The 25,516-nt window shown below is 59.2% G+C and carries 32 protein-coding genes; 24 read left to right on the top strand and 8 right to left on the bottom strand.

Annotated features, from left to right (window positions below):
* The 6 genes from hisA (at nucleotide 1) to ACEVJL_RS08240 (ending at nucleotide 3,549) form a co-directional block, all read left to right on the top strand.
* Nucleotides 1-717 carry a 1-(5-phosphoribosyl)-5-[(5-phosphoribosylamino)methylideneamino]imidazole-4-carboxamide isomerase gene (gene hisA, locus ACEVJL_RS08265; protein WP_374737452.1) on the top strand — a complete coding sequence of 239 codons (717 nt, stop codon included), beginning with the start codon at nucleotides 1-3 and terminating at the stop codon, nucleotides 715-717.
* Between the two features lie 2 nt (nucleotides 718-719).
* On the top strand, nucleotides 720-1,478 hold the full coding sequence (gene hisF / locus ACEVJL_RS08260) for an imidazole glycerol phosphate synthase subunit HisF (protein WP_008980129.1): 759 nt from the start codon (nucleotides 720-722) through the stop codon (nucleotides 1,476-1,478).
* Entirely contained in the window at nucleotides 1,475-1,813 is a 339-nt protein-coding gene (gene hisI / locus ACEVJL_RS08255) for a phosphoribosyl-AMP cyclohydrolase (RefSeq protein WP_325207198.1), read from the top strand. The genes hisF and hisI overlap by 4 nt, the downstream gene beginning before the upstream one ends.
* Before the next feature lie 2 nt (nucleotides 1,814-1,815).
* A complete protein-coding gene (gene hisE / locus ACEVJL_RS08250; RefSeq protein WP_020989505.1) occupies nucleotides 1,816-2,145 on the top strand; it encodes a phosphoribosyl-ATP diphosphatase in 330 nt (109 codons plus the stop codon).
* Between the two features lie 137 nt (nucleotides 2,146-2,282).
* Nucleotides 2,283-3,116, top strand: a complete 834-nt coding sequence (locus ACEVJL_RS08245) for a histidinol-phosphatase HisJ family protein (RefSeq protein WP_374737451.1) — start codon at nucleotides 2,283-2,285, stop codon at nucleotides 3,114-3,116.
* A gap of 1 nt (nucleotide 3,117) precedes the next feature.
* Nucleotides 3,118-3,549 (top strand): HAD family hydrolase, encoded by a 432-nt coding sequence (locus tag ACEVJL_RS08240; protein ID WP_374737450.1) that lies wholly within the window; start codon nucleotides 3,118-3,120, stop codon nucleotides 3,547-3,549.
* 167 nt (nucleotides 3,550-3,716) lie between these two features.
* Here the strand turns inward: ACEVJL_RS08240 and ACEVJL_RS08235 are convergent, their stop codons facing one another.
* Nucleotides 3,717-4,121 (bottom strand): NifB/NifX family molybdenum-iron cluster-binding protein, encoded by a 405-nt coding sequence (locus ACEVJL_RS08235; protein ID WP_235397525.1) that lies wholly within the window; start codon nucleotides 4,119-4,121, stop codon nucleotides 3,717-3,719.
* 155 nt (nucleotides 4,122-4,276) lie between these two features.
* Here ACEVJL_RS08235 and ACEVJL_RS08230 point away from each other — a divergent pair, with 155 nt between their 5' ends.
* Complete coding sequence (locus tag ACEVJL_RS08230; RefSeq protein ID WP_374737448.1) at nucleotides 4,277-5,410, top strand: DUF4317 domain-containing protein; 1,134 nt, start codon at nucleotides 4,277-4,279, stop codon at nucleotides 5,408-5,410.
* A 33-nt stretch (nucleotides 5,411-5,443) separates the two neighbouring features.
* On the opposite strand, the gene rimM is transcribed toward ACEVJL_RS08230, so the two are convergent.
* From rimM to ylxM, 5 genes are all read right to left on the bottom strand, one after another.
* Nucleotides 5,444-5,941, bottom strand: coding sequence for a ribosome maturation factor RimM (gene rimM / locus ACEVJL_RS08225; RefSeq protein WP_235397527.1), 498 nt, complete (start codon nucleotides 5,939-5,941; stop codon nucleotides 5,444-5,446).
* 74 nt (nucleotides 5,942-6,015) lie between these two features.
* Entirely contained in the window at nucleotides 6,016-6,246 is a 231-nt protein-coding gene (locus ACEVJL_RS08220) for a KH domain-containing protein (protein ID WP_008980138.1), read from the bottom strand.
* Between the two features lie 18 nt (nucleotides 6,247-6,264).
* On the bottom strand, nucleotides 6,265-6,504 hold the full coding sequence (gene rpsP / locus ACEVJL_RS08215; protein ID WP_008980139.1) for a 30S ribosomal protein S16: 240 nt from the start codon (nucleotides 6,502-6,504) through the stop codon (nucleotides 6,265-6,267).
* A 70-nt stretch (nucleotides 6,505-6,574) separates the two neighbouring features.
* Nucleotides 6,575-7,954 carry a signal recognition particle protein gene (gene ffh / locus ACEVJL_RS08210; RefSeq protein WP_008980140.1) on the bottom strand — a complete coding sequence of 460 codons (1,380 nt, stop codon included), beginning with the start codon at nucleotides 7,952-7,954 and terminating at the stop codon, nucleotides 6,575-6,577.
* A 3-nt stretch (nucleotides 7,955-7,957) separates the two neighbouring features.
* Nucleotides 7,958-8,323: a YlxM family DNA-binding protein gene (gene ylxM / locus ACEVJL_RS08205; RefSeq protein ID WP_374737447.1), complete on the bottom strand. Its 366-nt coding sequence runs from the start codon at nucleotides 8,321-8,323 to the stop codon at nucleotides 7,958-7,960.
* Between the two features lie 267 nt (nucleotides 8,324-8,590).
* Between ylxM and yfmF the strand changes: the two genes are divergently transcribed.
* From yfmF to ACEVJL_RS08120, 17 genes are all read left to right on the top strand, one after another.
* Complete coding sequence (yfmF, locus tag ACEVJL_RS08200) at nucleotides 8,591-9,874, top strand: EF-P 5-aminopentanol modification-associated protein YfmF (RefSeq protein WP_374737446.1); 1,284 nt, start codon at nucleotides 8,591-8,593, stop codon at nucleotides 9,872-9,874.
* 1 nt (nucleotide 9,875) lies between these two features.
* A complete protein-coding gene (yfmH, locus tag ACEVJL_RS08195; protein WP_374737445.1) occupies nucleotides 9,876-11,159 on the top strand; it encodes an EF-P 5-aminopentanol modification-associated protein YfmH in 1,284 nt (427 codons plus the stop codon).
* The gene (gene lgt, locus ACEVJL_RS08190; RefSeq protein ID WP_008980145.1) at nucleotides 11,156-12,100 is read left to right on the top strand and encodes a prolipoprotein diacylglyceryl transferase; all 945 of its coding nucleotides are present in this window, start codon (nucleotides 11,156-11,158) and stop codon (nucleotides 12,098-12,100) included. The genes yfmH and lgt overlap by 4 nt, the downstream gene beginning before the upstream one ends.
* 2 nt (nucleotides 12,101-12,102) lie before the next feature.
* A complete protein-coding gene (folD, locus tag ACEVJL_RS08185) occupies nucleotides 12,103-12,948 on the top strand; it encodes a bifunctional methylenetetrahydrofolate dehydrogenase/methenyltetrahydrofolate cyclohydrolase FolD (protein ID WP_235397537.1) in 846 nt (281 codons plus the stop codon).
* A 111-nt stretch (nucleotides 12,949-13,059) separates the two neighbouring features.
* Nucleotides 13,060-13,971: a stage III sporulation protein AB gene (locus tag ACEVJL_RS08180; protein WP_374737444.1), complete on the top strand. Its 912-nt coding sequence runs from the start codon at nucleotides 13,060-13,062 to the stop codon at nucleotides 13,969-13,971.
* A complete protein-coding gene (locus ACEVJL_RS08175; protein ID WP_374737443.1) occupies nucleotides 13,972-14,481 on the top strand; it encodes a stage III sporulation protein AB in 510 nt (169 codons plus the stop codon).
* Nucleotides 14,482-14,511: 30 nt separating this feature from the next.
* Nucleotides 14,512-14,706, top strand: a complete 195-nt coding sequence (spoIIIAC, locus tag ACEVJL_RS08170; protein WP_289519387.1) for a stage III sporulation protein AC — start codon at nucleotides 14,512-14,514, stop codon at nucleotides 14,704-14,706.
* An 8-nt stretch (nucleotides 14,707-14,714) separates the two neighbouring features.
* Nucleotides 14,715-15,095, top strand: a complete 381-nt coding sequence (locus ACEVJL_RS08165) for a stage III sporulation AC/AD family protein (protein WP_302671012.1) — start codon at nucleotides 14,715-14,717, stop codon at nucleotides 15,093-15,095.
* Nucleotides 15,092-16,156 (top strand): stage III sporulation protein AE, encoded by a 1,065-nt coding sequence (locus ACEVJL_RS08160; RefSeq protein ID WP_374737442.1) that lies wholly within the window; start codon nucleotides 15,092-15,094, stop codon nucleotides 16,154-16,156. Before ACEVJL_RS08165 ends, ACEVJL_RS08160 begins: the two co-directional genes overlap by 4 nt.
* Nucleotides 16,153-16,644 (top strand): hypothetical protein, encoded by a 492-nt coding sequence (locus ACEVJL_RS08155; RefSeq protein ID WP_008980152.1) that lies wholly within the window; start codon nucleotides 16,153-16,155, stop codon nucleotides 16,642-16,644. The genes ACEVJL_RS08160 and ACEVJL_RS08155 overlap by 4 nt, the downstream gene beginning before the upstream one ends.
* Nucleotides 16,641-17,150, top strand: a complete 510-nt coding sequence (locus ACEVJL_RS08150; RefSeq protein WP_008980153.1) for a translation initiation factor IF-2 — start codon at nucleotides 16,641-16,643, stop codon at nucleotides 17,148-17,150. Before ACEVJL_RS08155 ends, ACEVJL_RS08150 begins: the two co-directional genes overlap by 4 nt.
* A gap of 37 nt (nucleotides 17,151-17,187) precedes the next feature.
* Nucleotides 17,188-17,820: a SpoIIIAH-like family protein gene (locus ACEVJL_RS08145; RefSeq protein ID WP_302667880.1), complete on the top strand. Its 633-nt coding sequence runs from the start codon at nucleotides 17,188-17,190 to the stop codon at nucleotides 17,818-17,820.
* Between the two features lie 101 nt (nucleotides 17,821-17,921).
* Complete coding sequence (locus tag ACEVJL_RS08140) at nucleotides 17,922-18,296, top strand: Asp23/Gls24 family envelope stress response protein (RefSeq protein ID WP_008980155.1); 375 nt, start codon at nucleotides 17,922-17,924, stop codon at nucleotides 18,294-18,296.
* Between the two features lie 96 nt (nucleotides 18,297-18,392).
* Nucleotides 18,393-20,000: an ATP-binding protein gene (locus ACEVJL_RS08135; protein ID WP_374737441.1), complete on the top strand. Its 1,608-nt coding sequence runs from the start codon at nucleotides 18,393-18,395 to the stop codon at nucleotides 19,998-20,000.
* The gene (locus ACEVJL_RS08130) at nucleotides 19,997-20,707 is read left to right on the top strand and encodes a response regulator (protein WP_374737440.1); all 711 of its coding nucleotides are present in this window, start codon (nucleotides 19,997-19,999) and stop codon (nucleotides 20,705-20,707) included. The genes ACEVJL_RS08135 and ACEVJL_RS08130 overlap by 4 nt, the downstream gene beginning before the upstream one ends.
* 285 nt (nucleotides 20,708-20,992) lie before the next feature.
* The gene (locus tag ACEVJL_RS08125) at nucleotides 20,993-22,258 is read left to right on the top strand and encodes a sodium/glutamate symporter (protein ID WP_374737439.1); all 1,266 of its coding nucleotides are present in this window, start codon (nucleotides 20,993-20,995) and stop codon (nucleotides 22,256-22,258) included.
* Nucleotides 22,259-22,420: 162 nt separating this feature from the next.
* The gene (locus ACEVJL_RS08120; protein WP_374737438.1) at nucleotides 22,421-23,410 is read left to right on the top strand and encodes a TAXI family TRAP transporter solute-binding subunit; all 990 of its coding nucleotides are present in this window, start codon (nucleotides 22,421-22,423) and stop codon (nucleotides 23,408-23,410) included.
* Nucleotides 23,411-23,454: 44 nt separating this feature from the next.
* Here the strand turns inward: ACEVJL_RS08120 and ACEVJL_RS08115 are convergent, their stop codons facing one another.
* A complete protein-coding gene (locus ACEVJL_RS08115; protein ID WP_374737437.1) occupies nucleotides 23,455-24,471 on the bottom strand; it encodes a LacI family DNA-binding transcriptional regulator in 1,017 nt (338 codons plus the stop codon).
* Between the two features lie 107 nt (nucleotides 24,472-24,578).
* Nucleotides 24,579-25,505 (bottom strand): cysteine synthase A, encoded by a 927-nt coding sequence (gene cysK / locus ACEVJL_RS08110; RefSeq protein WP_374737436.1) that lies wholly within the window; start codon nucleotides 25,503-25,505, stop codon nucleotides 24,579-24,581.
* Nucleotides 25,506-25,516: the final 11 nt, after the last annotated feature.

The following is a 25,516-nucleotide window of genomic DNA, read 5'->3' as shown; positions in this document are numbered from 1 at the left end:
ATGATTTTACTGCCTGCCATTGACCTGTATGAGAAAAAAGTAGTCCGCCTCACCCGGGGGGACTATGCCCAGATGACCGTTTACAACGACGACCCGGTAGCCCAGGCGAAACTTTTTCAGGATGCCGGAGCGCAGTGGCTCCACACGGTAGACCTGGAGGGGGCCAAGGACGGCTCCACCCCCAACTACTCGGTCATTGAGGCCATCTGCAAGGATACCAGCTTGAAGGTGGAGATCGGCGGCGGCATCCGCAGCCTGGACACCATCCAGAAGTATCTGGATGCCGGGGTGGAGCGGGTGATTCTGGGTACCAAGGCGGTGACCGATCCCGCATTCCTGGAGGAGAGTTTAGACAAGTTCGGCAGCCACATCGCCGTGGGCGTGGACATCAAGGACGGGAAAATCGCCATCAAGGGCTGGCTGGAGACCGCTCAAGACAGCGTAGAGGACTTCTTCACCAAACTGTGCAAGCTGGGTGTGAGCACCGTCATCTGCACCGATGTGTCCAAGGACGGTATGCTGGCAGGGACCAATGTAGATCTCTACCGTCAGCTCTCCCAGAAGTTCTCCCTGGACTTCATTGCCTCCGGTGGGGTGTCCAGCCGGGAGGATTTGACGCGCCTTAAGGAGTTGGGGCTCTACGGGGCCATTCTGGGCAAGGCTCTGTATACTGGAGCACTGGACTTGAAAGCCGCTTTAAGGGAAATGGAGGGATAAGAGTGGTAACCAAACGCATCATCCCTTGCTTGGATATTAAAGATGGCCGGGTGGTGAAGGGGGTCAACTTTCTGAACCTCCAGGACGTGTCTAATCCCGTCAAGCTGGCCGACTACTACTCACGCTCTGGCGCGGACGAGCTGGTCTTTTACGACATCACCGCCTCTTTTGAGGGTCGGAAGCTTTTTACCGACATCCTCACTGCTGTGGCCTCCACCATTTTTATCCCCCTCACTGTTGGGGGCGGCATCAACGGCGTGGAGGACTTTGAGCGGGTCCTGGCCTGCGGGGCCGACAAGGTGTCAGTGAACTCCGGGGCCATCAAGCGCCCCGAGCTCATCGGTGAGGCCGCCAAGCGCTACGGCGATCAGTGCGTGGTGCTCTCGGTGGATGCCAAGCGGGTGGACGGCAAGTACCACGTGTTCCTCAACGGTGGCCGGGTAGACACCGGCATGGATGCCCTGGAGTGGATCAAAGAGGGCGTGGACCGAGGCGCCGGTGAGGTGGTGGTCAACTCCATCGACACCGACGGTGTGAAGAAGGGCTTTGACATTGAGATGCTCCGGGATGTGAGTGCCATTGTCAAGGTACCGGTCATCGCCTCCGGAGGCGCGGGAGGTACCCAGGACTTTGTGGACCTGTTCCGGGAGCTGCCCCAGCTGTCCGCCGGTCTGGCGGCCAGTATTTTCCACTTCGGTGAGGTGGCCATCCCCGACCTGAAGGCGGAGCTGAGACGAAACGGAGTGTGTGTGCGGCTATGATCGATCTGGATACCTTGAAATTTGACGACCGCGGGCTCATCCCCGCTATTGTGCAGGATGCCAAGACGGGCAAGGTGCTCACTCTGGCCTATATGAACCGGGAGTCTCTGAAGATTTCCCTGAAGCGGAAGCTTACCTGCTTCTGGTCCCGCTCCCGCCAGGAGTTGTGGCTCAAGGGGGAGACCAGCGGCAACTACCAGCACATTGTGGAGCTGCGGGCCGACTGCGACAAAGACGCCCTGTTGGTGCGGGTCAACAAAGAGGGACCTGCCTGCCACCTGGGCACCGACTCCTGCTTTGACGGCAACCTAATTTATGAGAGCGAGGAAGACTGACAATGAGTGAATTTTCTTACGAGGGGCTCTACGCCCTGCTGGAGGGGCGCAACAAAGAGCGCCCAGAGGGTTCTTATACCACCTATCTGTTTGAAAAGGGTCTGGATAAGATTCTGAAAAAGGTGGGCGAGGAGTGCACCGAGGTGATTATCGCCGCCAAGGACCAGGATCACAAGGAGACGGTCTATGAGATCGCCGACCTGGCCTACCACGTGATGGTGCTGATGGTGGCTTCCGGGATCACCCTGGACGAGATCAAGGCGGAGCTGGCTTCCCGTCACGTCATTGACCACAAGGTGAAGCAGGAAAAAATGGCCTCCGACTTTTCTTAAAAGAAAAGTCAGCAAAAGAACTTTGTGCGAAACTTCGTTTCGCGTCTGCCCTTGACTGAGAGAGTACAAGTCCCTAAGGCAGGAGCCCATCACGAACCTGCATGATTTAAGAACGTGCCACGGAAGGAGAATTCACCATGCTGCTTGGCGATTTTCACACCCACTCTACTTTGGATGACGGAAAGAGCACACTGGAGGAGATGGCGGCGGCGGCCTATGATTTTGGGGTGACCCACTTCGGTTTTTCCGGCCATAGCTTTGAGGAGTACGGCCAGGACTTCTGCCTGCCCAAAAAGGATGTGCCCATCTACCTGGAGACTGCCCGAAAACTCCAGGAAGCATACCGGGGCCGGATGGAAGTCTTTGTGGGCATGGAGCTGGACTACTTTGGGGAAAATCCCGGTGGATTGGACTATGTGATTGGTTCTGTCCACTGTGTGAAGCAGGGGGATGCGGCCTGCTATGTGGACGAGAGCGCCCAAGCCAGCCAGCGGGCGGTGGACGAGTACTTCGGCGGCGACTGGTACCGCTATACGGATGCCTACTACGACCTGGTGGCCGATCTGCCCCGAAAGACGGGGTGTCAGTGGATCGGCCACTTTGACCTGGTTACCAAGTTCAATGAACAGGCCCATACCATCGATGAGGACAGTCCCCGGTATCTGCGCCGGGCATTGGAGGTTATGGAGTACCTGGTCAAACAGGAGGTGGCCTTTGAAGTGAACACCGGGGCCATTGCCCGGGGCTACCGTACCACGCCCTATCCCGGCAATGCCCTGCTGCGCCAGCTGAAGGAATTTGGCGGAGAAATCATTGTAAACTCTGATTGTCACTACGCTCCCCAGCTGTGCTTCGGCTTTGATCAGGCGGCGGAGCTGGCCCAGGCGGCGGGCTTCACCCACACCAACCTGTGGACACGAGACGGCCTGCGGCCGGTGAGCTGGGACGAATTTGGGAAGGGGAGAGAGTAAGATGCGGCTGCAAGGAGCTATTTTTCAGCTGCCCGACGCTCTGCTGGATGCGGCGGGAGTGCCCCGCAGTGGGGTAAAGGAGTTCCTGTCTGTCATGAAGATGGAGGGGGTCTGGATGTATGGCGTGACCGACCAGTCTTTGGAGGAGTGCCGCCGCGCCCTGGAGGGGGTAGGACTTGCTTCCTATTTCCGGGGCCTCATGCAGGCCCAGGAGCATGGAACTGGGTTGGATGACCCTCAGGTGTACTACAAGGTGGTCAAACGTCTGCGCACAGCTCCCCGGGCTACGGCGGTTTTTACCACTGACCCGGCTGTTCTCCATGCAGCAAAGGAGGAGCACTTGTATCTGGTGTATGTAGGCCGACCTGGTGAAGACGAGGGAGCGGCCCATCAGGTGATTTCCGACTACACAGACATGACGCAAAGCACATAAAAAATCCGTGGCTGGATGGTCCAGTCACGGATTTTTTGGCGTATCAGACAAGATGCAATGTGGTACTGCCCGTCCGACGAAACCGCCTGCATGTCAGTCCGAGGGACAACGGGGCGAAACGAAGTTTCGCAGAAAGTTCTTTTGGTCCTTTTCTTTCAAGAAAAGGATCAGTGGTTTCCAGCACAGCCGTGCTTATCTTCACCGCAGATGTGGTTTCCACAGTTGTGGTCCTCGCCGTGGTGGTGGCTGCACTGGGTGTCGGGATCGAAGGCCAGCTTGCCCGCCAGCAGGTCAGCTACCTTGCTGTCTGCGTCGCCGGAGACACCGGGGTAGAGCTGAATGCCCGCCTCGGCCAGGGCAGTGCGGGCGCCGCCGCCGATGCCGCCGCAGATCAGGGTGTCCACCTGATGCTGCTGAAGGAACCCAGCCAAGGCGCCGTGGCCGCTGCCGATGGCGCTGACCACCTGGGAGGAAACCACCTGGCCGTCCTGGACATCATAGAGTTTAAACTGTTCGCAGTGGCCGAAGTGCTGGAACACCTGGCCGTTTTCGTAAGTTACCGCGATTTTCATCATACAACACCTCAAATATATTGTACCCCGATTTTCGGAAAAAGCAAGGGACAGACAAATTCCACGTCCCGGGAGAGCGGTTTTGTGGTATAATGGGCTCCGCGAGACAAAAGATGCCCGGCGCTCCGGCCGGGATACCAAGGAAAGGAAACCCTATGAACGAAAAAGAAGTGGCGGAGCTCCGCCGGCGCTTCCGGCAGGACCGGAGCGGCATTTCCCACGTACGTGGGTGCTATGTGAATCAAAACGGGGAGATCATCTCTCAGTTTGACCAGTCTCTTGGAGTCATGACCCAGGAGGAGAATGAGAAGATCCTGGGCCTGCTGAAAAAGACTCTGTCGGGGACCCTGGGCAAGAACCTGTTGGACATCACCTTTGAGACCCAGCAGGTGGTAAGCGGGGCAGAGCACAAGCTGCTCATGACCCTGCGTAATTCTCAGCTCCAGGACGAGGAGGCAGTGCAGGAATTTTTCCAGAAGGTCATTGGAGCAGTGGAGATGGAGACCAACTATCTGGTCCTCCTGGTCCACGACGCCTACGATGTGCCTTACAAAGCTAAGGACGGGGAGGAATTGGAGGATAGCTCCGCAGAAGTCTACTCCTACATCCTGTGCAGCATCTGCCCCATCAAGGAGACCAAGCCGGCTCTCAGCTACTCGGTACAGGAAAACCAGTTCCACAACCTGTCTCCCGACTGGGTGGTAGCCCAGCCCGAGATGGGCTTCCTGTTCCCTGCCTTTGACGACCGCAGCACCAATCTCTATAACGCCCTGTACTATTCCAAAGACGTGCAGGACGTCCATGAGGCCCTGATCGATGCCCTGTTCCACACCCCGGCTCCCATGCCTGCCGAGACCCAGAAGGCCACCTTTGCCTCGGTGCTCTCTGACACCCTGGGGGAGGAGTGCAGCTACGAGGTGGTCCAGGCGGTCCACGATCAGCTGTGTGGCCTGATGGAGGACCACAAGGAGAGCCACGAGCCCCAGCCTCTGGTGGTGGGCAAGCGGGAAGTGCGTCAGGCTCTGTCAGCCAACGGGGTTTCGCAGGAACATATGGATGCCTTTGAGGGAAAGTACGACGAGGCCTTCGGCGCGGACGCCCAGCTCAGCCCCCGGAATCTGGTGGATCCCAAACGGGTGGAACTGAAGACCGCCGATGTGACCATTAAGGTAAACCCCGACCGCAGTGACCTGGTCCAGACCCGGGTGCTCAATGGGGTAAAGTACATCCTGGTGCGGGTGGAGGAGGGCGTAGAGCTCAACGGCGTGCCTGTCCAGATCCAAGAGTAAAAAAGAAGCGCTTCCCATCGGGAAGCGCTTCTTTTACATGCCTTCAATGAGGGCCACTTTCATATAGCCCTCGTCCACGTTGATCTCCTTGACGAACTGATCCACGGCCGGGATCATGATTTCACGCTTGCCGCCCCGAACCACATACACGTTGTTGGCGGGGGGAGTAAGGATATCATCTACCTTGCCCAGCACCTCATCAGTCTGAGCATCCCGTACCTCCAGGCCGTAGATGTCGGCCAGGAAGAAGCTCCCCTTGGGGAGATTGGCGTCGTCGCGGTCGATGTAAAGAATGGCGTTGCGCATGGCAAGAGCGCCGTTTACATCGGTGACTCCGTGGAACTTGATGATGACCATATTCTTATGAACCCGGGCCCGCTCTACTTCGATGGGCCAGTGGGTCTTGTCCACATAAAGGGTCTTAAAACGGCACAGAAAGTCGGGGGAGTCGGCCCAGGGCTGGACCCGCACCTCGCCCATCAAACCATGGACGTTGGTGATCTTTCCCACTTCCAAATACTGTTCTTTCATCCGCGGGTACCTCCTTTGGGATAAAAACACTGGCGCAGGAATTCCTGCGCCAGACGTTTTTGGGGCAAAGCCCTTTAATCGACGATCTCCACCGAGACGCGCTTACCGGACCGCTGGGCCACGGAGCGAATCAATGTGCGGATCTCTTTGGCGATGCGGCCCTGGCGACCGATCACCTTGCCGGTGTCCTCCGGAGCCACACGCAGCTCCAGAATGGTCTCGCCGTCGGCATCGATCTCCGTAACGGAGACCTGCTCCGGATGATCCACCAGATTCCGGGCCACATAGGTCAGAAGCTCTTTCATTGTGCAAGACCTCCAGCCTTAAAGTGCGCCGGCTTTTTTCAGCAGATCACGAACGGTCTCAGTGGGCTGAGCGCCGGTCTTGATCCAGGCCTGAGCGCGGTCCACGTCCACCTTCAGTTCAGCGGGGTTGACGACGGGATTGTAAGTGCCGATCTCCTCGATGAAACGGCCGTCACGGGGATAGCGGGAGTCAGCCACCACGATGCGGTAGAAGGGAGCCTTCTTCGCGCCCATACGGCGCAGTCTGATCTTGACCATTTATATTCACCTCCAAAGAATTTGTTTCATATATGGAAAGCGTGTACCACGCTTCACCAACAGGGAAAGGTTAGAAGGGCAGGCCGGGCATTCCGCCGCCCATTCCGGGGAAGCCGCCCTTTTTGCCCATCAGCTTGCGCATGTTCCGGGGCATTTTTCCGCCGGAGAACTGCTTGGTGATGAGCTGGAGCATCTCAAACTGCTTGAGCAGGCGGTTTACATCCACCACCTGAGTGCCGGAACCGGCGGCAATGCGCTTTTTACGGTTGGAGTTGAGACAGCTGGGGTTTTCCCGCTCATAGGGGGTCATGGACAGGATGATGGCTTCCATCTGCTTGAGCATACCGTCATCCATGTTGGCTCCCTCCAGGTCGGAGGCCTTCACGCCGGGGAGCATCCCGGCCAGGTCGCTGAGAGAGCCCATATTTTTGATCTGAGCCATCTGCTCATAGAAATCAGTGAGAGTAAACTTGTTTTTCCGCAGCTTCTCCTGCATCTCCAGGGCTTTCTGGCGGTCGAAGTTCTGCTCTGCCTTCTCAATGAGGGAGAGCATATCGCCCATGCCCAGGATTCGGCTGGCCATTCGGTCGGGGTGGAAGACCTCAATCTGGTCCAGCTTCTCACCCACGCCCACAAATTTGATGGGCTTGCCGGTGACTGCCTTGATAGAGAGAGCGGCACCGCCTCGGGCGTCGCCGTCCAGCTTGGTGAGCACCACGCCGTCAATGTCCAGGGCGTCGTCGAAAGCCTTGGCGGCATTCACTGCGTCCTGACCGATCATGGCGTCCACCACCAAGAGAATCTCGGTGGGCTCCACAGCGGCCTTGATGGCACGCAGCTCGTCCATCAGTTCCTCGTCCACATGGAGGCGGCCGGCGGTGTCCAGAAACACCATGTCGTTTCCGTGCTCCTTGGCGTGAGCGATGGCGGCCTTGGCAATGTCTACCGGATTGGCCTGGCCCATCTGGAAGACGGGCAGATCCAGCTGCTGGCCCACAACCTCCAACTGCTTGATGGCGGCGGGGCGGTAGATATCACAGGCGGCCAGCAAAGGCCGCTTGCCGTTTTGCTTTTTCATGAGACCGGCCAGCTTAGCACAGTTGGTAGTCTTGCCTGCGCCCTGAAGACCTACCATCATCACAATGGTGGGGGGCTTGGAGGCGATCTCCAGCTTGGCGCTGGTGCCGCCCATCAGGTCGGTGAGCTCCTGGTTGACGATCTTGATGATCATCTGGGCGGGAGACAGGGCCTCCAGCACGTCGGCGCCAACCGCTTTTTCGGTGACCTGGGCAATGAACTGCTTGACCACCTTGTAGCTGACGTCGGCCTCCAGCAGAGCCAGACGGATTTCCCGCATGGCCTCCTTTACGTCGGCCTCGGACAGCCGTCCCTTGCCCCGCAGCTTTTTAAAGGCGGCAGAGAGCTTTTCGGTCAGTCCTTCAAATGCCATGGGTTACTCCTTCTCCATCAGCTTGGCAATGTCCTGGATCTTCACAGCCAGGGCCTCCAGCTGGGGGTCGTCGTAGCGATGGGAGCGCTCCAGAATTTCGCCAGCAGCCTGCTTGATTTCCTGCAGCTGCTTTTGCATGGCATGGAAACGCTTGATGAGACCGGTTTTGTCCTCCAGGTCGGTGAGGATACCCTCCGCCCGGACGATCACATCCCGCACACCCTGGCGGGTGATGCCGTTGTTTTCCGCGATCTCAGCCAGAGAGAGGTCCTCATTGTAGTAGAGGTCATAAAATTCCTTCTGGCGCTCGGTGAGCACATCGCCGTAAAAGTCGTACAGCAGAGCCATACGGTATGCCTGACTCTTCAAAGGGAGGCCTCCTCTCGTAATAATGTAAAGTTCAAAAACTTTACAAGCGGAATCATACCATATTTGCCCTCGTTTGTCAACCTGAAAAATGGTTAGAAACCGGGGCGTTTTTTGGTATATTCCCCGAGAGCGGGGGCAGAATGGGAGGCAGGCGGGGCAGAGGAAAGTTTTGCTTTTCCACTAAAAGCATGGTATGATAATTTCCACGATCAGAAACGGCCATAAGCAAAACGCTGAGAGATCCCATAAGAAAGGAACTATTTGATCATGAGTGAAGTAACACGGCGGGAGCTGATGCCCGGAGTGTGGCTGCGGAGCATCCACACGGGCAAGTTCAAAAGTGCCTACCTGTCGGTGACCCTATTGACCCCTCTGGAGGCGGAGACGGCCTCGGAGAACGCCCTGATCCCTACGGTGCTGCGCCAGGGTACGGCGGACCACCCCGACCTGGAGTCCTTGTCCGCGGCTCTGGACGAGCTGTACGGCGGCGCCATCGAACCGGTGGTGCGGAAAAAGGGCGAGACCCAGTGCGTGGGTTTTGTGGCCAGCTTCCTGGACGACGCCTATACCCTGGAGGGAGAGACGGTTCTGGAGGGGGCGGCTGCCCTGCTGGGAGAGCTGCTGCTGCGGCCCTATACCCAGAACGGCTGTTTTTGCCCGGATTATGTCCGGGGAGAAAAGGAGAACCTCATTGCCCGGATTCGGGGTCAGATGAATGATAAGCGCCGCTATGCCACCCACCGTCTGGTGGAGGAGATGTGTCGGGAGGAGGCCTTCGGGGTCGACAAGCTGGGCGACGTGGCCCACGTGGAGACCATCACCCCCCAGAGCCTGTGGGAGCGGTATCAAACCCTGCTCGCCTCGGCCCAAATTGAGCTCTACTACTGCGGCTCCGCCAAGCCGGAGCGGGTGGAGCAGGCCATGCGCCAGGCTCTGGCCGGACTGCCGCAGGCGCGGGAGCGTTTGTGTCCGGAGTGTGAGGTAGCCCTCCATGCCGGTACAGAGCCCCGGTATGTGGAGGATCGGCTGGACGTGACCCAGGGCAAGCTGGCCATGGGCTTCCGTACCGGCGGTATTACCTGCTGGGAGGAGGACTACCCCGCCTTGACCGTCCTGAACGCCCTGTTCGGCGGCACCACCATGTCCCGGCTGTTTTTAAATGTAAGAGAGAAGCTGTCTCTCTGTTACTATGCCAGCTCCACCCTGGAGAAGATGAAGGGGCTGCTGCTGGTGTCCTCGGGCATTGAGTTTGATAAGTACGACACTGCCCGGGAGGAGATCCTGGCCCAGCTGGAGTCCATCCGCCGGGGAGAGATCGAAGACTGGGAGCTGGAGGGGACCCGTAGCATCCTGATAAACGGTCACCGCAGCACCCTGGACGACCAGGGGCGGCTGGAGGAGTTCTGGCTGGGCCAGAGCGCGGCAGGTCTGGATATCGGCATCGAGGAGCTGGTGGAGGGTATCCGCCGGGTCACCCGGGAGCAGGTAGCCGCCGCAGCGCGAAAGCTGGAACTGGACACCATTTATTTCCTGAGAGGACGGGAGGGCTGACATGGAACAGCTGACATTTGACCGGGTAGGGGAGCGGATGTACCGCGAAAAGCTGGAAAACGGCCTGACCGTGTGTGTCTTCCCCAAGCCGGAGTTTCAAAAGGGCTATGCCTTCTTTGCCACCAACTACGGGGGCATGGATGTGCGCTTCTGCCTGTACGGGGTGTGGACGGACAGCCCGGCCGGAGTGGCCCACTATCTGGAGCACAAGATGTTCGACACCAAGGAGGGCAATGCCCTCCAGGATCTGGCGGCCAACGGAGCCAGCCCCAACGCATTTACCTCCAGCGCCATTACCGGATACTATTTTGAATCCACCGAGAAGTTTGAGGAAAATCTGCGTATTCTCCTCTCCTTTGTCTCCCAGCCCTGGTTTACCCAGGAGAGTGTGGACAAGGAGCGGGGCATCATCGGCCAGGAGATCGGCATGATTCAGGACAACCCGGACTGGAAGGTATTTACCAACCTGATGGCCGCTCTGTACCAGCACCACCCCATCCGCCTGAGCGTGGCGGGCAGTGTGGAGTCCATCGCTGAGATCACTCCCGAGACCCTTTACGCCTGCCACAAGGCTTTCTACGACCCGGCCAATATGGTCCTGTGCGTGGCAGGTCCCGTGGAGGCGGAAAAAATCTGCGACATTGCCCGGGAGATTCTGCCCAAAGAAGCGGGACCTATTGCCGGACGGGATTACGGTCCTCAGGAGCCGGAGCAGGTGGCGCAGCCTTTGATTCAAGAGGCCATGGAGGTGTCCATCCCCATCTTCCAGCTGGGCTATAAGGGCGATGCCCCCCAGCGGGGCGAGGCAGGCGCTCGGCAGGAGCTGCTGGGTGAGCTGGCCTGCGAGGCCCTGCTGGGCAACTCCACTCCCCTGTATGCCCGGCTCTACCGGGAGGGGCTCATTAACCGCAATTTCTCCTACGGCTACGAGGCGGTGCCCGGCGCGGCCTTCCTGGCTGCCGGAGGCGAGTCCAAGGACCCGGAGGCGGTGCGCCAGGCGGTGCAACAGGAGGCAGAACGTATCGTTCGGGAGGGAGTAGACCCTGACCTGTGGCGGCGTATCAAAAAGGGCAGCTACGGCGGCAAGGTGCGCAGCCTCAATTCTTTTGAAAACCTGTGCGTAGGTCAGGCCCAGAGCTTTTTTGCCGGGTCCGATCTGCTGGATTTCCCCCGCCTGTTTGACACCATTGAAAAGGCAGATGTGGAAAACCTGATTGCCCGCTGGGTGACGCCGGAGCGCACGGCCCTGTCGGTGGTCCGTCCGGGAGAGGAGGAAGCGAAATGACCCATGTAGTGACCTTCCCCGGTCTGGGACTGGAGTTTACCCTGAACCGGGTGGCCTTCACCATCCCTATTATTGACCGGCCTGTTTACTGGTACGGCATCATTATTGTCTCCGGTCTGTTGCTGGCGGTCTACCTGTGTATGCGGTGGGCGCCTCGGTTCGGTATTGTGCCCGACCACATTCTGGATATGATGCTCTTTGCTGTTCCGGCGGCCCTGGTGGCCATCCGGGCCTACTATGTGATCTTCAATCTGAGCCTATACCAGCGGGAGGATGGCTCTCTGGACTGGGCGGCCATCCTGCGTTACAGTGATGGTGGCTTGGCGATCTACGGAGCCATTATTTCCTCGGTTATCGTCCTGCTCATTTTCTGTAAGGTACGGAAGATCAATTTCCTGGCCTTTGCCGATGTTGGCGTCCACGGCCTGTTCATCGGCCAGCTCATCGGCCGGTGGGGCAACTTTATGAATGTGGAGGCCTATGGCAGCGCGACCACGCTGCCCTGGCGGATGTGCTCTGAGTCCATTGCTGCCGAGATGTTCTCCAAGGGCTATGTGGACCAGGCGGGCTATGAGGCAATTCTCAGCGGCACGCTGGGCGTCCACCCCACCTTTTTCTATGAGTCGGCCTGGAACTTTGTGGGCCTTATCCTGGTGTATTTCCTGGGGAAGAAGTGGCGGCGCTACGACGGAGAGTGCTTCCTGTTCTACCTGGCCTGGTACGGTCTGGGCCGGGCCTGGATCGAAGGCCTGCGTACTGACAGCCTTTACCTGTTTGTAGGCAGCTCCATCCGGGTATCTCAGCTGGTGGCGGCGGTTTGCTTTGTGGTGGCAGGCGGAATCCTGCTGTACAACCGCTTCCGCCCCCACGACAAGAACAATCTTTACGTAAACCGCCTTAAGGCTCAGCAGGAGCAGGCGGAAGAGACAAAGGAGGACTGAACATGGCGGCCATTCATATGGACGGCAAGGCCTTGGCGGCCAAGGTGAAGGAGGAAGTAGCGGCCCAGGTGGCGGGCATGGAGCGCAAGCCCGGCCTGGCTGTGGTGCTGGTGGGAGATAACCCCGCCTCCCGTGTGTACGTAAACGGAAAGAAGAAGGACTGCGCCGAGTGCGGCATTTACAGCGAGGAGTATGCCATCCCGGCGGAAACCACCCAGCAGGAGCTGCTGGAACTGGTGGAGACCCTCAATGGCCGGGAGGACATTGACGGTATCCTGGTCCAGCTGCCTCTGCCCCGCCACCTCAATGAGAAAGAAGTACTGCTGGCCATCCGTCCCGACAAGGATGTGGACTGCTTCCATCCCTTTAATGTGGGGCAGCTGATGATCGGCGAGCAGGGCTTCCAGCCCTGTACCCCTGCGGGCGTCATGCGCATGCTGAAGGAGTACGGCATTGACCCTGCGGGCAAGCACTGCGTGATCGTGGGCCGCTCTAATATTGTGGGCAAGCCCCAGGCTATGCTGATGCTGCGGGAGAATGCCACCGTTACCGTCTGCCACACCAAGACCCCCGACCTGAAGGCGGAGTGCCTGCGGGCGGATATCCTGGTGGCAGCGGCAGGCCGGGTAGGCCTCATCACCGGCGACATGGTGAAGGAGGGAGCCGTGGTCGTAGATGTGGCCATGAACCGCAACGAGGCGGGCAAGCTGTGCGGCGATGTGGTCTTTGAGGAAGCTGCCCAGCGGGCCTCCTACATCACCCCCGTTCCGGGCGGCGTTGGTCCCATGACCCGGGCCATGCTGATGGAGAACACCCTGTACGCGGCGAAACAGCACGGAAAACAGTAAAATACCACCGATTTTGCGCCCCTGGCTTTGGCCAGGGGCGCTTTTTTGTTGTCATAACTGTGCTCCAGTCCACATAACGTGTAGGGAACAAAGCGAAGGCGGTGAGTACCAATGAGAATGGACAACGGTCAGGCCTACCGGCAAGCGGCCCAGGTATTGCCTCTGTCTCTGCGGGGGGGGGCTCTTGATCTTCCGGAGGACAAGCAGGGCAGAGCGGAGGAGCTTCGTCTGCGGATCGGACATCCCGTAACGGTGGTGTTTCCCCAGGGGGAGCTGTCTCTGGGGACAAACCCGGTGACTGGCCGGGATCTGGAGCATTTGCTGGAGCTGGCCAGCCGGGCCTCCGTCCATACGGTGGCTGACCAGCTCCGCCGGGGCTACCTGACCGTGGAGGGGGGGCACCGGGTGGGACTGTGCGGCACACCGGTACTGCGGGACGGCCAGATCCACGGCCTGGGGCGGCTGTCCTCGGCGGCCATCCGGGTGGCTCGGCAGGTAACCGGGGCAGCTGCGCCGGTAGCACAAAAGCTGCTGGGACAGAGTGGAGCGTTTTGCAGCACCTTGATCCTGGCGCCGCCGGGGGCGGGCAAGACCACCTTGCTCCGGGATCTCATCCGCATGGTCTCCCACGGGGAGGGGATGGCCCCTCAGCGGGTGGCGGTGGCGGATGAGCGGGGAGAGGTGGCCGCCCTGTGGAACGGGGTGCCTCAGTTGGATGTGGGGGAGCGCACCGACGTGCTGGAGGGCTGTCCTAAGGCCCAGGCGCTCATGATGCTGCTGCGGGCCATGAATCCCCAGGTGTTGGCGGCGGATGAGATCACCGCTCCGGAGGACGTGGCCGCCCTCATTTCCGCGGCGGGGTGTGGGGTGAAGCTGCTGGCCACCGCTCACGGCAGAGATCGGGAAGATCTGTCCCGCCGCCCCCTGTATCGGGAGCTGATGGCGGCCAAGGTATTTGAGCGGCTGCTGTTGATCCATACGGAACACGGACGGCGGAGCTATCAGGTGGAGGTGTTGGCGTAGATGTGGAAGCTGGTGGGAGCAGTGCTGGTGGCAGCGGGAAGTGGATGGCTGGGGTTGAGCGCGGCCTCCGGGCTGACAAAGCGCCTGCGGGCGGTGCAGGCCATGATAGCCGGGTTGGAGCTTCTGGAGCGGGAACTGTGGGAGCGGGGGGCGGCCCTGCCCGAGCTGATGGCGGCCCTGGCACGGCGGTGTGCCCAGCCGGCGGCCGGCTTTTTCCAACGGTGCGCCGAAGGTTGTGCCAGGCTGGACCAGGTTCCTTTTGGGGAGAGCTGGCGGCAGGCGGTGGACGAGCTGGAACTTCTTTCCCTGGATAGTCGGGCTGCTCTGCTGCCTCTGGGGGAGGTGCTGGGCCGGTACGAAGCGGACAGCCAGCGGAAGGCGCTGGAGCACGCTAGGCAGGCCCTGGAGCGGGAGGAGCAGCGAGCCCAGGAGGAGCGGCGGCGTCTGGGTCGGGTCTATCAGGCTTTGGGGTTGTCCGGCGGCGCGTTTCTTGTGATTTTGCTGCTGTAATGGGATAAGATCACGAAAGAGGGCATGGGTATGGATGTGGATATGATCTTTAAAATTGCCGCCATCGGCATTCTGGTGGCGGTGCTCAATCAGGTGCTGAGCAGGGCGGGGCGGGACGAGCAGGCCATGATGACCACCTTGGCGGGGCTGGTGGTGGTGCTGATGATGGTGGTGCAGGAGATCGCCGATCTGTTTGCCCTGGTCAAAACTCTGTTTCAGCTATGATAGAGGTGATGATCAAGGTAGCCGCCGGAGCGGTGACTGCTGCTGTGTGTGCCACAGTGGTACGCCGGGGCACGCCTGAACTGGGTTTCCTGCTGGCGCTGGCGGCAGGAATTTGGGTTCTGTGGACGGTGGCGGACAGCCTGAAGCTGGTGACGGATTGGATGAAATGGCTGTGTGAGCTGGCAGGGCTGGAGGACTGGTTAATTGAGCCTGTCTTTAAAACGGTGGTTCTGTCCATCCTCACCCGGCTGACCGCAGAGGTGTGCAAAAGCGCGGGGGAGAGCGGTGTGGCCGCCTTTGTGGAGACGGCGGGAACCATTTTAGCCTTGGCAGTCTCTCTGCCTCTGGTGGGAGGAGTACTGAAGATGATGGAGGGGATGCTGATGTGAAGGTGCGGATCTTGGCTTTGTTGGTACTGTTACCTCTGACCGTGCTGCCGGTATGCGGCGTGGATATCTCCTTCTCTCAGGCCGACCAGGTGCTGGAGAGCGCCCAGGATTATGGCGTGTCCACGGACGGGGGACTGGGCCAAGGGGTACAGAATCTGCTGGAAGCGGCCGTGGATCAGTTGGGTGGATTGCTGCGCCACAGTCTGGGCACTGCATTGAAGCTGCTGGCGGTGGTACTGCTGTGCGGCCTGGCGCAGGGGCTGGAGGAGGACAAGCCCGTGGGACTGGGAGCGGTGGAACTGGCGGGAGCGCTGGCTATCACCGCTCTGACGGTGAGCGATATGACCACCATGGTGGGATTGGGGCGGGAAACTATCTCCAAGATGGGGGACTTTGCCGACCTTATTCTCCCTGCCATGGCTACGCTTACCGCTGCCACCGGCTCGGTGACCGGGGCGGCCGTGCGACAAGGGGTGACGGTCCTCTTCTCTGACCTGCTCATCACCGCGGTGGACAGCCTGTTGGTGCCTTTGGTATACACCTACATCGCCCTGTCCTGTGCCCAGGCCGCCCTGGGCAACGGAGGACTGGGAAAACTGGCCGGGCTGGTGCGGGGGACAGCGGTCTTTTTCCTCACCGCCATGCTGCTGGCTTTTACCGGCTACCTCACCGCCAGCGGGGCTATCGCTGGGTCGGTGGACGCGGCGGTGGTAAAGACCGCCCGCATGACCATCTCCCGGGCGGTGCCTGTGGTGGGAGGTATCCTCTCTGATGCGGCGGAAAGCGCCCTGGCCAGCACCAGTGTACTGCGAGGGACGGTGGGCGTGGCAGGGATGCTGGTGGTGCTGGCCATCTGCCTGACTCCATTTTTGCAGCTGGCCCTCCACTACTTGGCCTATAAGCTGGCTGCCGCCCTGGCTGGGACAGTGGATCACTCCCGGTTGGGCGCTCTGATGGACAGCATCGGCGGGGCCTTTGGTTTGCTGCTGGGTATGACGGGCAGCTGTGCCCTCATGTTGCTTTTGAGCATTGTGTCCGCCGTCTCGGCGGTAGCGCCATGATAGGGGCGCTGCGCGAGTGGCTGCTGTCGGTGACGGCGGCGGCCATCCTGTGCGCCCTGGCCCAGGGGCTGATCCCACCTGGGCCGGTGCGCCGGGTGGGACGGCTGACGGCAGGGCTGGTGATGGCGGCGGCCCTGCTTTCTCCTCTGGCCAGTCTGAAGGGCGTGGAGCCGGAAGAGTGGTTGGAGAGCTGGCAGCCTCAGGAGGAGGTACAAGAGCTGGAGCAGCAGCGGGATGAGACGATGAAAACCATCATAGAAGAGGAATGCAGTGCATATATTGTGGACAAGGCGGCCCAGTTGGGGGCAGAGTGTCAGGTGGAAGTGCTGTGTGCCCCGGAGGGGGACGGGGCATTTCTTCCATGGCAGGTCACCGTGACAGGGGATTTGACCTCCGTGCAGCGGGAACAGCTCACCCAGCAGATCCAGGAGGATCTGGGGGTGCCGCCGGAGCGCCAGCAGTATGGAACAAAGGAGGAATCACCGTGAAATTTCAATGGCCCCCAGGGCTGTCTGTCTGGAAGAAGGGGCTGGAGCGGTATGGCTATGTCCTTTTGGTGGTGGCGGTTGGAATCGTCCTGCTGCTATGGCCTCAGGGAGGAGAAAAAACGGAGTCCGCGACCCAGGAGACGGTCCAGGAGGAATTTGATCTGGAGGCGTTTGAAGAGAAGCTGGCCCATACCATCTCCCAAATCCAGGGAGCCGGAGAGGCCCAGGTGGTATTGTCCTTGCAGAGCAGCAGCCGCCAGGTGTTGGCCCAGGACAAGGAACAGGGAAGCCAGGGCGACAGCAGCACAACCACCGTGACGGTGGGCCGGGGGTCGGGCAGTCAGGATGTAGTACCCCTCCAGACGGTGGCTCCCCAGTTCCGAGGGGCACTGGTGGTATGTCCCGGCGGGGATGATCCCCAGGTGCGACTGGCGGTGATGGAGGCGGTCTCCGCCGTCACCGGGCTGGGCAGCAATCATATTTCCGTATGCAAAAGCGCGGCCTGAGGCCGAAACTTTGAAATGAATAGGGAGGAAGTCAGCAATGAAAACAGGGAACAAGAAGGGCATGTCCCAGCTTTGGAAGCGCAACGCGGTGGTAGCGGTGATCGCCGTGTTCGTGTGTGCGGCGGTGTACTTAAACTGGAGCTATGAGCAGGAGGCAGGCAAAACGCTGGGAGAGTCCACCATGGTGGGGAACGAGGACCCGCTGGTGTCCGGCAGCTCCAGCGCAGACAACTCCAGCTCGTCCCAGCAGGACAACGCTGCCCAGCAGGGGGACCAGAGCGGCACCGACGGTCAGCAGACCGGTGCAGAGAGCGGCGATGACTACTTTGCCAATGCCAGGCTCAACCGCCAGCAGTCCCGGGACAGCGCCCTGAGCCTGCTCCAGGATGCCGCCGCTCGGGAGGATGCGGATCAGACCCTGCGGGATGAGGCCAATCAGAGCATCCAGACCATGGCCGATTACACCGTTACCGAGGCCCAGATCGAAAACATGATCGTTGCCAAGGGGTATACCGACTGTGTAGCCTTTATTGGGGAAAACTCTCTGAGCCTGGCAGTCGCTGCGCCCGAAGGGGGACTCACCGACGCGGATACCGCACGTATCCTGGATGTGGTCAGCCAGAATGCCGGTTTTACTGCCGACCAGGTGACCATCATCGAGGTGGAGTGAGGGCTAGAAATTTTAGGTTTTGGTTGTCAAAGACGCTCCGGCGTGGTACAATAACACCAAGTATCCTGGAAGAACTGTAACGTGAAGGAGCGTGACCATCCGTGAGCGAGAATAAGGAGTATGTCTCCCGCTCTGACGAGCTGGGCAATATCCATATTTCCGAAGAAGTGCTGGCTGGTATTGCCGCCGCCGCCGCCCTGGAGGTGGAGGGAGTCAGCGGCCTGGCCGCCAATTTGGGCAGCGATATTGCCGAACTGCTGGGAAAGAAGACCCTGGCCAAGGGCGTGCATGTGCAGATGGAAGATGAGAAGGTGACGGTGGATCTGTCCATTCTCATGTCCTACGGCAACACCATCCCCGAGGTGGGCAAGGCGGTGCAGGACGGCGTAAAGAACGCGGTGGAGTCCATGACCGGCCTGGAGATTGCCGCTGTCAATGTGAATGTGGGCGGAATTACCTTCCCGGTGAAGGCGTAATACACACAAGCAACCACAAGGCGTGCCTGGATACAAAAACCGGGCACGCCTTTTGCTGTGCTGCAGAGACACAAGGGCGAAACGGAGGAGAAAGCCATGTTGGCCAAATTTAAACAAATGCCGCTGGAGAGGCAGCTGTTTATCAGCTTTGTCAGCGTCTCATCCATTTTGCTGCTTGTGACCATGGGGATCATGCTGTATGTGGATATCACCCGGCAGCTGAGGAGCATGGATGACACCATCCGCAGCAGCGCCGCCTATATTGCCCAGCTGGAAGCGGTGGAGGACATGCTGGAACGGGGGTATCCGGACCCGGCTGTTTCCCGGCAGCTGGACAGTCTGAGCGAGAACGTGAAGGATCTGAACGTGATCGTCATCTACAACACCAGCGGCCTGCGCTTTTATCACACCGACCGCCAGCAGAGCGGCGAGACCTTCGTGGAAGGGGAGGAGGTGCCCATCCTGGAGGGCAGCGAACCCTATATCACCACCGGATACAGTACCTATGGATCTCAGCGCCGGGCCTTCCACGCGGTGGAAAATGACCAGGGGGAGATCATCGGCTTTGTGATGACCTCTATCTTTACCTCCGATATCTGGGAGCAGAACCGGGTGATCGTGATTTACGCCCTGGTGATCCTGGGCGTGGTGCTGCTGCTGGGTGTGGGGCTGTCCCGGGGGATCGTAGCGTTGCTGCGGGGTTCTCTGAAAGGACACCATCCCACCGAACTGCTGGAACTCTATCTCAGGCAGGAAGATGTGCTCAACGCCATTGAGGATGGACTGGTGGCCACCGACCGGGAAGGAACGGTCATCTTTTCCAATCAGGCTGCCCAGCGCCTTCTGGGCGCTTCCCAGGGGGAACTGGAGGGGCGGCAGCTGGAGGAGGTTTTCCCGGAGAGTGCTTGTGTCCAGGCGGCCAGCACCGGACAGACGTTCCACAACCGTTCCTGCGTGATTGGAGAACGGCAGGTACTGGCCAGCGAAGTACCCATTCGAGGAGAAGAGGGGCTGGACGGCGTGCTGAGTGTGCTGCATGATAAGACGGAGATGATGCGGCTGTCCGATCAGCTGTCGGGCACCCGGAATATGCTGGACACCCTGCGCTTTTTCAACCACGAGTTTATGAATAAGCTCCACGTCATCCTGGGGTATCTCCAGACCGGAGAGACCGGAAAGGCCATCTCCTTCATCGTCAACAGCGGCCTTGTCTCCAGTCAGGCCATCCGGGAGACCGCCGACTGCATCCGTGCCTCCCGGCTGTGCGCTCTGGTGATCGGCAAAATGATGCACGCAGCGGAACTGGGGATCCGCCTGACGGTAGCGCCTGACAGCAGCTGCCGACCGGAAGATCTGCTGCTGGAGGAGCAGGACTGCATCACCGTGGTGGGTAATCTGCTGGAGAATGCCATTGAGGAATTGGCAAAGGGAGATGGTGAGCTGCTGGAGATCAAGCTGGGGCTATACTGCCGCCCAGACTGCAACATCATTGTCTGTGAGGATACGGGCCGGGGAATTGACCCGGCGGTGCGGGAGCACATTTTTGAAAAAGGAGTCTCCACCAAAGGAGAGGGCCGGGGCCTGGGCCTGCCCCTGGTGAAGCAGATTGTAGAGAGCCACAACGGTACCATCGACATTGTGACTGAGGCGGGGGCAGGCAGCTGCTTTACCCTGACCTTTACCAGACAGGAGGGAGCAGTATGACCTATCGGGTGCTGATTTTAGAGGACGACCCCATGGTGGCGGCCATTGACCGGCAGTATGTGGAGAGCGATCGCCATTTTCAGGTGGCGCAGGTGTGCAAGAGCGGAGGACAGGCCCTGGAGTATTTGGCACACCAGGACGTGGAGCTGATCGTGCTGGACTACTACACCCCGGAGATGAACGGGCAGGAGTTTTTGGATCACCTGCATGCCATGGGGCGGGCTCCGGCGGTGATCATGGTCACCTCGGCCAGCGATACAGATATTGTGCGATCTCTGCTCAGCCGGGGAGTGCAGGATTATCTGGTCAAACCCTTTGAGTTTGCCCGGTTCCGGCAGGCGCTGGACAAGTTCCTTCAGCGACAGAAGCTGCTGTCCAATTCAGGGGGAATGGATCAAAAGGCCATTGACCAGCTGCTGCAGTCCCAGGACGGAGAGGAAAGCGCGCCTCAGCTGAGCAAAGGACTCAATGGAGCCACTTTGCGTTTGATTCAGGACTTCCTGGCCCGCAGTCAGGGACAGGCCCTTACCAGCGAGGAGATCGCCGAACAGGTGCATTTGTCCTGGATCACCATTCGCCGTTATGTCAACTATATGGTGGAAACCGGGGAGTTGGTCAGCTCTATCGACTACCAGACCGGAGGCCGTCCCTCCATCCGCTACCGCTACACCGGAAACTTTGGTGCAGCGGGAAAGGGATCTACATAAGGAACAAAAAGCTGCGTTCAAATTTGTACATTTCTTCTGAAAAAAGGCGTAAATGGCGAAAATCTCATACAGATATGCGCACAGATTGCCCGGAACAAAAGATCCGTTTGTGGATGTCCCACAAGCGGATCTTTTGTTACTTTACTTACAAAAGGTCTTCAATACGTACTTAAATTGACTTTCTTCACTGAATTTTTTAAACTTTTTGTTAAGAAAACCGCACGCTGTCTATCACGCGAGAGGGAGCCGGAGCGTGTGCGGAGAGAGAAACAAGGAGGTATTTTTATGCCAACGGTAGAAGAAATCCTAGCGTATTTTGGCACCTACACCCCCGGAGTAGACGGGGCGGTCAGCTCATTCAAGTTTGAGTACCTGACCAGCCTGGGCTTTGCGGCCATCGTGATCTTCCTGGGACATGCCATCGTCAAGCGTTCCGCTCTGCTGCGGAAATTCGCGATCCCCGCCCCGGTGGTGTCCGGCCTGCTGTTTTCCATTGTAGTTGCTATTTTGAAGGGCAGCGGCCTCATCGCCATTTCCTTTAATGTAAGCACCATTCAGGACCTGTGTCAGAACATCTTCTTTATGTGCGTGGGCTTCGGCTTCAGCTGGAAGCTGATCCGCCACGCCGGTGGTAAGCTGTGCCTGAAGATCGCCATTGCCGCCTGCCTGCTCATTACCCTGCAGGATGTTCTGGGCGTGCTGGTGGGCCAGCTCATCGGCCTGAATCCCTTCCTGGCTCTGCAGTGCTCCTCCTCTGCTATGTCCGGCGGCGTCGGAACCGCTGCCTCCTTCGGTCCGATCTTTATCGAGAAAATGGGTGCTCCTGAGTCCGCCACCGCGGTGGGCGTCACTGCCGGTACCCTGGGCAATGTGATGGGTTCCCTCATCGGCGGTCCTGTGGCTGCCTTCCTCATCAGCCGCCACGGTCTGAAGTCTGACCCCAACGACAAGCCTGAGTCCGCTGTGGACGGCAAGATCAACGAGCTGAGCAACAGCCGTATGGTCTCCATGTTCGGCATGGTACTGCTGATGTGTGCTCTGGGTATGCCCATCTACTGCATCCTGGACAACATCCCCATGATCGAGATGCCCAAGTTCATCGGCTGTCTGTTTGCTGGCGCCATTGCCCGCAATGTGATGGAGGCCCTGAATATCAAGTTCTACACTCCTGAGGTGGACGCCATTGAGCACATGTTCCTGGAGCTCTATCTGGCTCTGGTGCTGATGACCATCGATATTACCGCCCTGGCTGGTGTGGCCGGCCAGATGGGTGTAATCCTGCTGGTTCAGGCGGTCCTCATGGCTGTGTTTGCCATCTTCGTTTCCTTCAACATGTTCGGCCGGGACTACGGTGCGGCTGTCATGGCGGCCGGCAACTGCGGTTGGGGCTGCGGCTCCGGACCCAACGCCGTGGCCAACGAGAAGGCGGTCATGGATCAGTATGGCTGGCACAATGTGGCCTGGGTGCTCTACCCCTCCTTCGCCGTGATTATCGACGACATTTACAACCCTATTTTCCTCTCTTTGTTCGGAAGCATCTTTGCAGCCTGAACATTTCCCTCTTCCTACAACCACTCCGCGGCGCTGCAAAAGCAGCGCCGCGGAGTGGTTTTTGTGGGTTCTTCCGATTGTGAAAACGGGGTGAACTGTGGTATAGTAGTGCCGAAAAGAAGAGAGGGACCCTATTAGTGTATTGTAAAACGGGAGGAGACCATGGCGGACACAGACGTGTGGAGAAAAACGCTGTTGATGGGGGCAGCACTGTGCCTTTTGCTCACAGGCTGCGGTACTGGCGGCGGAACCGGCTCTGGAGAGGAAGGGCTGACCGTGCTGACCATCGGTACAGCCGACAGCGGCGGGACGATGTATACCGTGGGCAGCGCCCTTGCCCAGGCCATTACCAACGGAGACAGCTCCATCAAAGTGAATATCGGAGCATCCACCGGCTCGGCGATGAACGTGCGGGGCTTGGTTGGGGGAGAAATCGATCTGGGGCTGGTATCCGGTGACGTGGCCTACGCTGCCTACTATGGGCAGGATGATTTTTCCCAGCCCATGGAGAGTCTGCGGGCGGTGGCGGCCCTCTATGTCAGTACCTCCAACTGGATTGCGCCCCAGTCTGTGGGTGCGGAGTACGTCCATGACTTGGTAGGCAAGCGGATTGGCGTGGGTCCCCAGGAATCCACCACAGAACTGTCTGCCCGTACAGCGGTGACAGTGCTTGGACTGGACCAGGGAGGAACGCAGCTGATCAATTGCGGACTGGGCGATGGGGCACGGATGGTAGAGCAGGGCGAACTGGATGCCATCCATGGCTTCTCTGGCGCGCCGGTGGGAGGACTGAAGGAACTGGCCCAAAACCAGCCCTGTCAGCTTCTGAAATATACCCAGGAGGAGCTGGAGGCCATTTTGGCAGAGAATCAGTCATATTATCCGGTGGTCATTCCGGCGGGGACCTATGCGGGGCAGGAGGAAGATGTAGATACCTTCGGGGTCAAGTGCCTGCTGTGTGTCGATGCCTCTATGCCTGAAAATTTGGTCTATCAGATCACCCAAGAGATCTGGGCAGCCACCGAGAAGCTGACCAAGGAGCACCCGGCCCTGGCTGAGATGGCAGACAGAGAATTTGTCTGCCAGGATCTGCCCATCCCTCTGCATTCGGGGGCGTGGGAGTTCTATGAAGACCAGGGAATTCTGGAGTAAAAAAGATGTGCCCGGGAGTTTTCTCCCGGGCACATCTCTTTTCTTTATTTTTTTGCCTTGGCCACGCTGCGCCGATCCACAAATACACAGGGGACTACGGTTTTAAAGGGGTATTGGGCTCCCGAACGGCTCAGCTCCATGGCAGTCATGGCTGCCACCGCCAGTTCGTGCTGGAGTACCCGCACGGAGGAGAGAGGTGGTGTGGCATTTTGAGACAGGGGCGTATCATTGAAGGCAATCAGGCTGATTTGCTCCGGAATTGCCCAGCCTGCCTCGTCCAGCGCACGCAGCACGCCCTGCACCATGGCGTCGGAGGAGATAAACAGGGCGGTGGGGGCCTGGTCCCATTCCTTAATGGCGCGGCTGAGGGCCTGATAGGCGGAGGGAGAATTCATCTCACAGTCCAGCACCCACTCCGGACGGTAGAGCCCCTTGTCCTGCAAGCTGTTTCGGAAGTAGTACAGCCGGGCGTCCAGCTTTAGATCGTGGGTCTCCTGCAGGGTGAAATGGCTGCCGATGAAGCCGATTTTCACATGGCCGGCATCCAGCAGATGGTTGAGGGCCTGGCGCACGCCCAGATGAAAGTTGGGCACCGCGGAGAAAAATTGCTCATCATCAGGGGAGGAGTCCACAAAGACTATGTGGCGGCTCAGCTTTTGAAAGCTGCGGATCTCCTGCCAGGTGAAGCTGCCGATGGCAAAGATTCCGTCCAGTCCTCCTTCGCCCTGCATAGCAAAGTTGCCCTGCTGGTCCCGAAACAGGGGCGTAGTCTCAACCCCTCGGGAGAAGCACACTTGCTCCAGGGCATTTTTCATGTACAGATAGTAGGGGTCCTGCATGACCTGCTCGCTCTCAAACATTTGAGCGATCCCCATTTTCAGGGTCCGGTCCCCCTCACTTTTCCGGCTGCGCACCGGAACATAACCCAGTGCCTGGGCCGCTTCCAGGATCTTCTGCTGGGTTTGAGAGGTGACGCTGATACTCTCATCCTGATTGAGTACCCGAGAAATGGTAGATACCGAAATCCCGGTGGCAGCGGCGATATCTTTTAAGGTTGCCATCTGAATCACCCTCCTCTGCATGTAAATTATACACAATTTTTTCTGAAACAACAAGAAAAAATTAGATAAATTTCAGGAAAAATTGCGGCAGATCAGAGGGAAATCCATTACTTCTGGGCAAACATGGGGGAGGAGAAGTAGCGGTCTCCCGAGTCGGGGAGGACGGCTACCACCGTCTTGCCCCGGAACTCCTCCCGGGCACACAGCTGGCGGGCGGCACACACGGCAGCGCCGGAGGAGATGCCTACCAGCAGGCCAAACTGCTTGGCCAGCTCCCGGCCGGTCTGGAAGGCCTGCTCGTCGGTGACCCGCACCACCTCGTCCAGCACGGTTCGATCCAGAGCGGCGGGAATGAAGTTGGCGCCGATGCCCTGAATCTGGTGGGGGCCGGCCTGGCCGACGGAGAGCAGGGGAGAGGCGTCAGGCTCCACCGCCGCCACATGGAGGGCGGAGTTTTGTTCCTTCAGATAGCGGCCGGTGCCGGTAATGGTGCCGCCGGTACCCACACAGGCCACCAGGGCGTCCACCTGCCCCTGGGTGTCTGCCCAGATCTCCGGACCGGTGGTGCGGTAGTGGGCATCCGGGTTGGCGGGATTTTCAAACTGTCCGGCGATGAGGCTGCCGGGGATCTCCTTGGCCAGAGCCTCCGCCTTGTCCACGGCCCCCTGCATCCCCTGAGCGCCGGGGGTAAGCACCAGCTGGGCACCGTAAGCGGCCAGCATGGCCCGCCGCTCTGCACTCATGGTATCGGGCATGGTGAGGATCAGGCGGTAACCTCGGCTGGCGGCCACACAGGCCAGACCGATGCCGGTATTTCCGGAGGTGGGCTCGATAATGGTGCCGCCGGGGGCGAGAAGACCCCGCTCTTCGGCGTTACGTACCATGGAAAGGGCGGCCCGGTCCTTGGTGCTGCCGCCGGGGTTGAGAAACTCCAGCTTTACAAGCAGACGGGCTCCGGTCTGGGGATTGGTCTCCAGGTGGAACAGAGGGGTGTTTCCAATCAGCTCCTCTACGGTATGAACGATCTTGGCCATCGCTGGTCGCC

It is taken from the genome of Flintibacter porci (assembly GCF_041925195.1).
Taxonomy (GTDB): domain Bacteria; phylum Bacillota; class Clostridia; order Oscillospirales; family Oscillospiraceae; genus Lawsonibacter; species Lawsonibacter porci.
Note: the sequence above shows the minus strand (reverse complement) of the source record. Positions and strands in the feature narration are given on the sequence as shown.

Coding starts and splice junctions, on each gene's coding strand:
- hisA (WP_374737452.1), top strand. CDS start 1: ATGATTTTACTGCCTGCCATTGACCTGTATGAGAAAAAAGTAGTCCGC.
- hisI (WP_325207198.1), top strand. CDS start 1,475: ATGATCGATCTGGATACCTTGAAATTTGACGACCGCGGGCTCATCCCC.
- hisE (WP_020989505.1), top strand. CDS start 1,816: ATGAGTGAATTTTCTTACGAGGGGCTCTACGCCCTGCTGGAGGGGCGC.
- ACEVJL_RS08245 (WP_374737451.1), top strand. CDS start 2,283: ATGCTGCTTGGCGATTTTCACACCCACTCTACTTTGGATGACGGAAAG.
- ACEVJL_RS08240 (WP_374737450.1), top strand. CDS start 3,118: ATGCGGCTGCAAGGAGCTATTTTTCAGCTGCCCGACGCTCTGCTGGAT.
- ACEVJL_RS08235 (WP_235397525.1), bottom strand. CDS start 4,121: ATGAAAATCGCGGTAACTTACGAAAACGGCCAGGTGTTCCAGCACTTC.
- ACEVJL_RS08230 (WP_374737448.1), top strand. CDS start 4,277: ATGAACGAAAAAGAAGTGGCGGAGCTCCGCCGGCGCTTCCGGCAGGAC.
- rimM (WP_235397527.1), bottom strand. CDS start 5,941: ATGAAAGAACAGTATTTGGAAGTGGGAAAGATCACCAACGTCCATGGT.
- ACEVJL_RS08220 (WP_008980138.1), bottom strand. CDS start 6,246: ATGAAAGAGCTTCTGACCTATGTGGCCCGGAATCTGGTGGATCATCCG.
- rpsP (WP_008980139.1), bottom strand. CDS start 6,504: ATGGTCAAGATCAGACTGCGCCGTATGGGCGCGAAGAAGGCTCCCTTC.
- ffh (WP_008980140.1), bottom strand. CDS start 7,954: ATGGCATTTGAAGGACTGACCGAAAAGCTCTCTGCCGCCTTTAAAAAG.
- yfmF (WP_374737446.1), top strand. CDS start 8,591: ATGAGTGAAGTAACACGGCGGGAGCTGATGCCCGGAGTGTGGCTGCGG.
- yfmH (WP_374737445.1), top strand. CDS start 9,876: ATGGAACAGCTGACATTTGACCGGGTAGGGGAGCGGATGTACCGCGAA.
- lgt (WP_008980145.1), top strand. CDS start 11,156: ATGACCCATGTAGTGACCTTCCCCGGTCTGGGACTGGAGTTTACCCTG.
- folD (WP_235397537.1), top strand. CDS start 12,103: ATGGCGGCCATTCATATGGACGGCAAGGCCTTGGCGGCCAAGGTGAAG.
- ACEVJL_RS08180 (WP_374737444.1), top strand. CDS start 13,060: ATGAGAATGGACAACGGTCAGGCCTACCGGCAAGCGGCCCAGGTATTG.
- ACEVJL_RS08175 (WP_374737443.1), top strand. CDS start 13,972: ATGTGGAAGCTGGTGGGAGCAGTGCTGGTGGCAGCGGGAAGTGGATGG.
- spoIIIAC (WP_289519387.1), top strand. CDS start 14,512: ATGGATGTGGATATGATCTTTAAAATTGCCGCCATCGGCATTCTGGTG.
- ACEVJL_RS08165 (WP_302671012.1), top strand. CDS start 14,715: ATGATCAAGGTAGCCGCCGGAGCGGTGACTGCTGCTGTGTGTGCCACA.
- ACEVJL_RS08155 (WP_008980152.1), top strand. CDS start 16,153: ATGATAGGGGCGCTGCGCGAGTGGCTGCTGTCGGTGACGGCGGCGGCC.
- ACEVJL_RS08145 (WP_302667880.1), top strand. CDS start 17,188: ATGAAAACAGGGAACAAGAAGGGCATGTCCCAGCTTTGGAAGCGCAAC.
- ACEVJL_RS08135 (WP_374737441.1), top strand. CDS start 18,393: ATGTTGGCCAAATTTAAACAAATGCCGCTGGAGAGGCAGCTGTTTATC.
- ACEVJL_RS08130 (WP_374737440.1), top strand. CDS start 19,997: ATGACCTATCGGGTGCTGATTTTAGAGGACGACCCCATGGTGGCGGCC.
- ACEVJL_RS08125 (WP_374737439.1), top strand. CDS start 20,993: ATGCCAACGGTAGAAGAAATCCTAGCGTATTTTGGCACCTACACCCCC.
- ACEVJL_RS08120 (WP_374737438.1), top strand. CDS start 22,421: ATGGCGGACACAGACGTGTGGAGAAAAACGCTGTTGATGGGGGCAGCA.
- ACEVJL_RS08115 (WP_374737437.1), bottom strand. CDS start 24,471: ATGGCAACCTTAAAAGATATCGCCGCTGCCACCGGGATTTCGGTATCT.
- cysK (WP_374737436.1), bottom strand. CDS start 25,505: ATGGCCAAGATCGTTCATACCGTAGAGGAGCTGATTGGAAACACCCCT.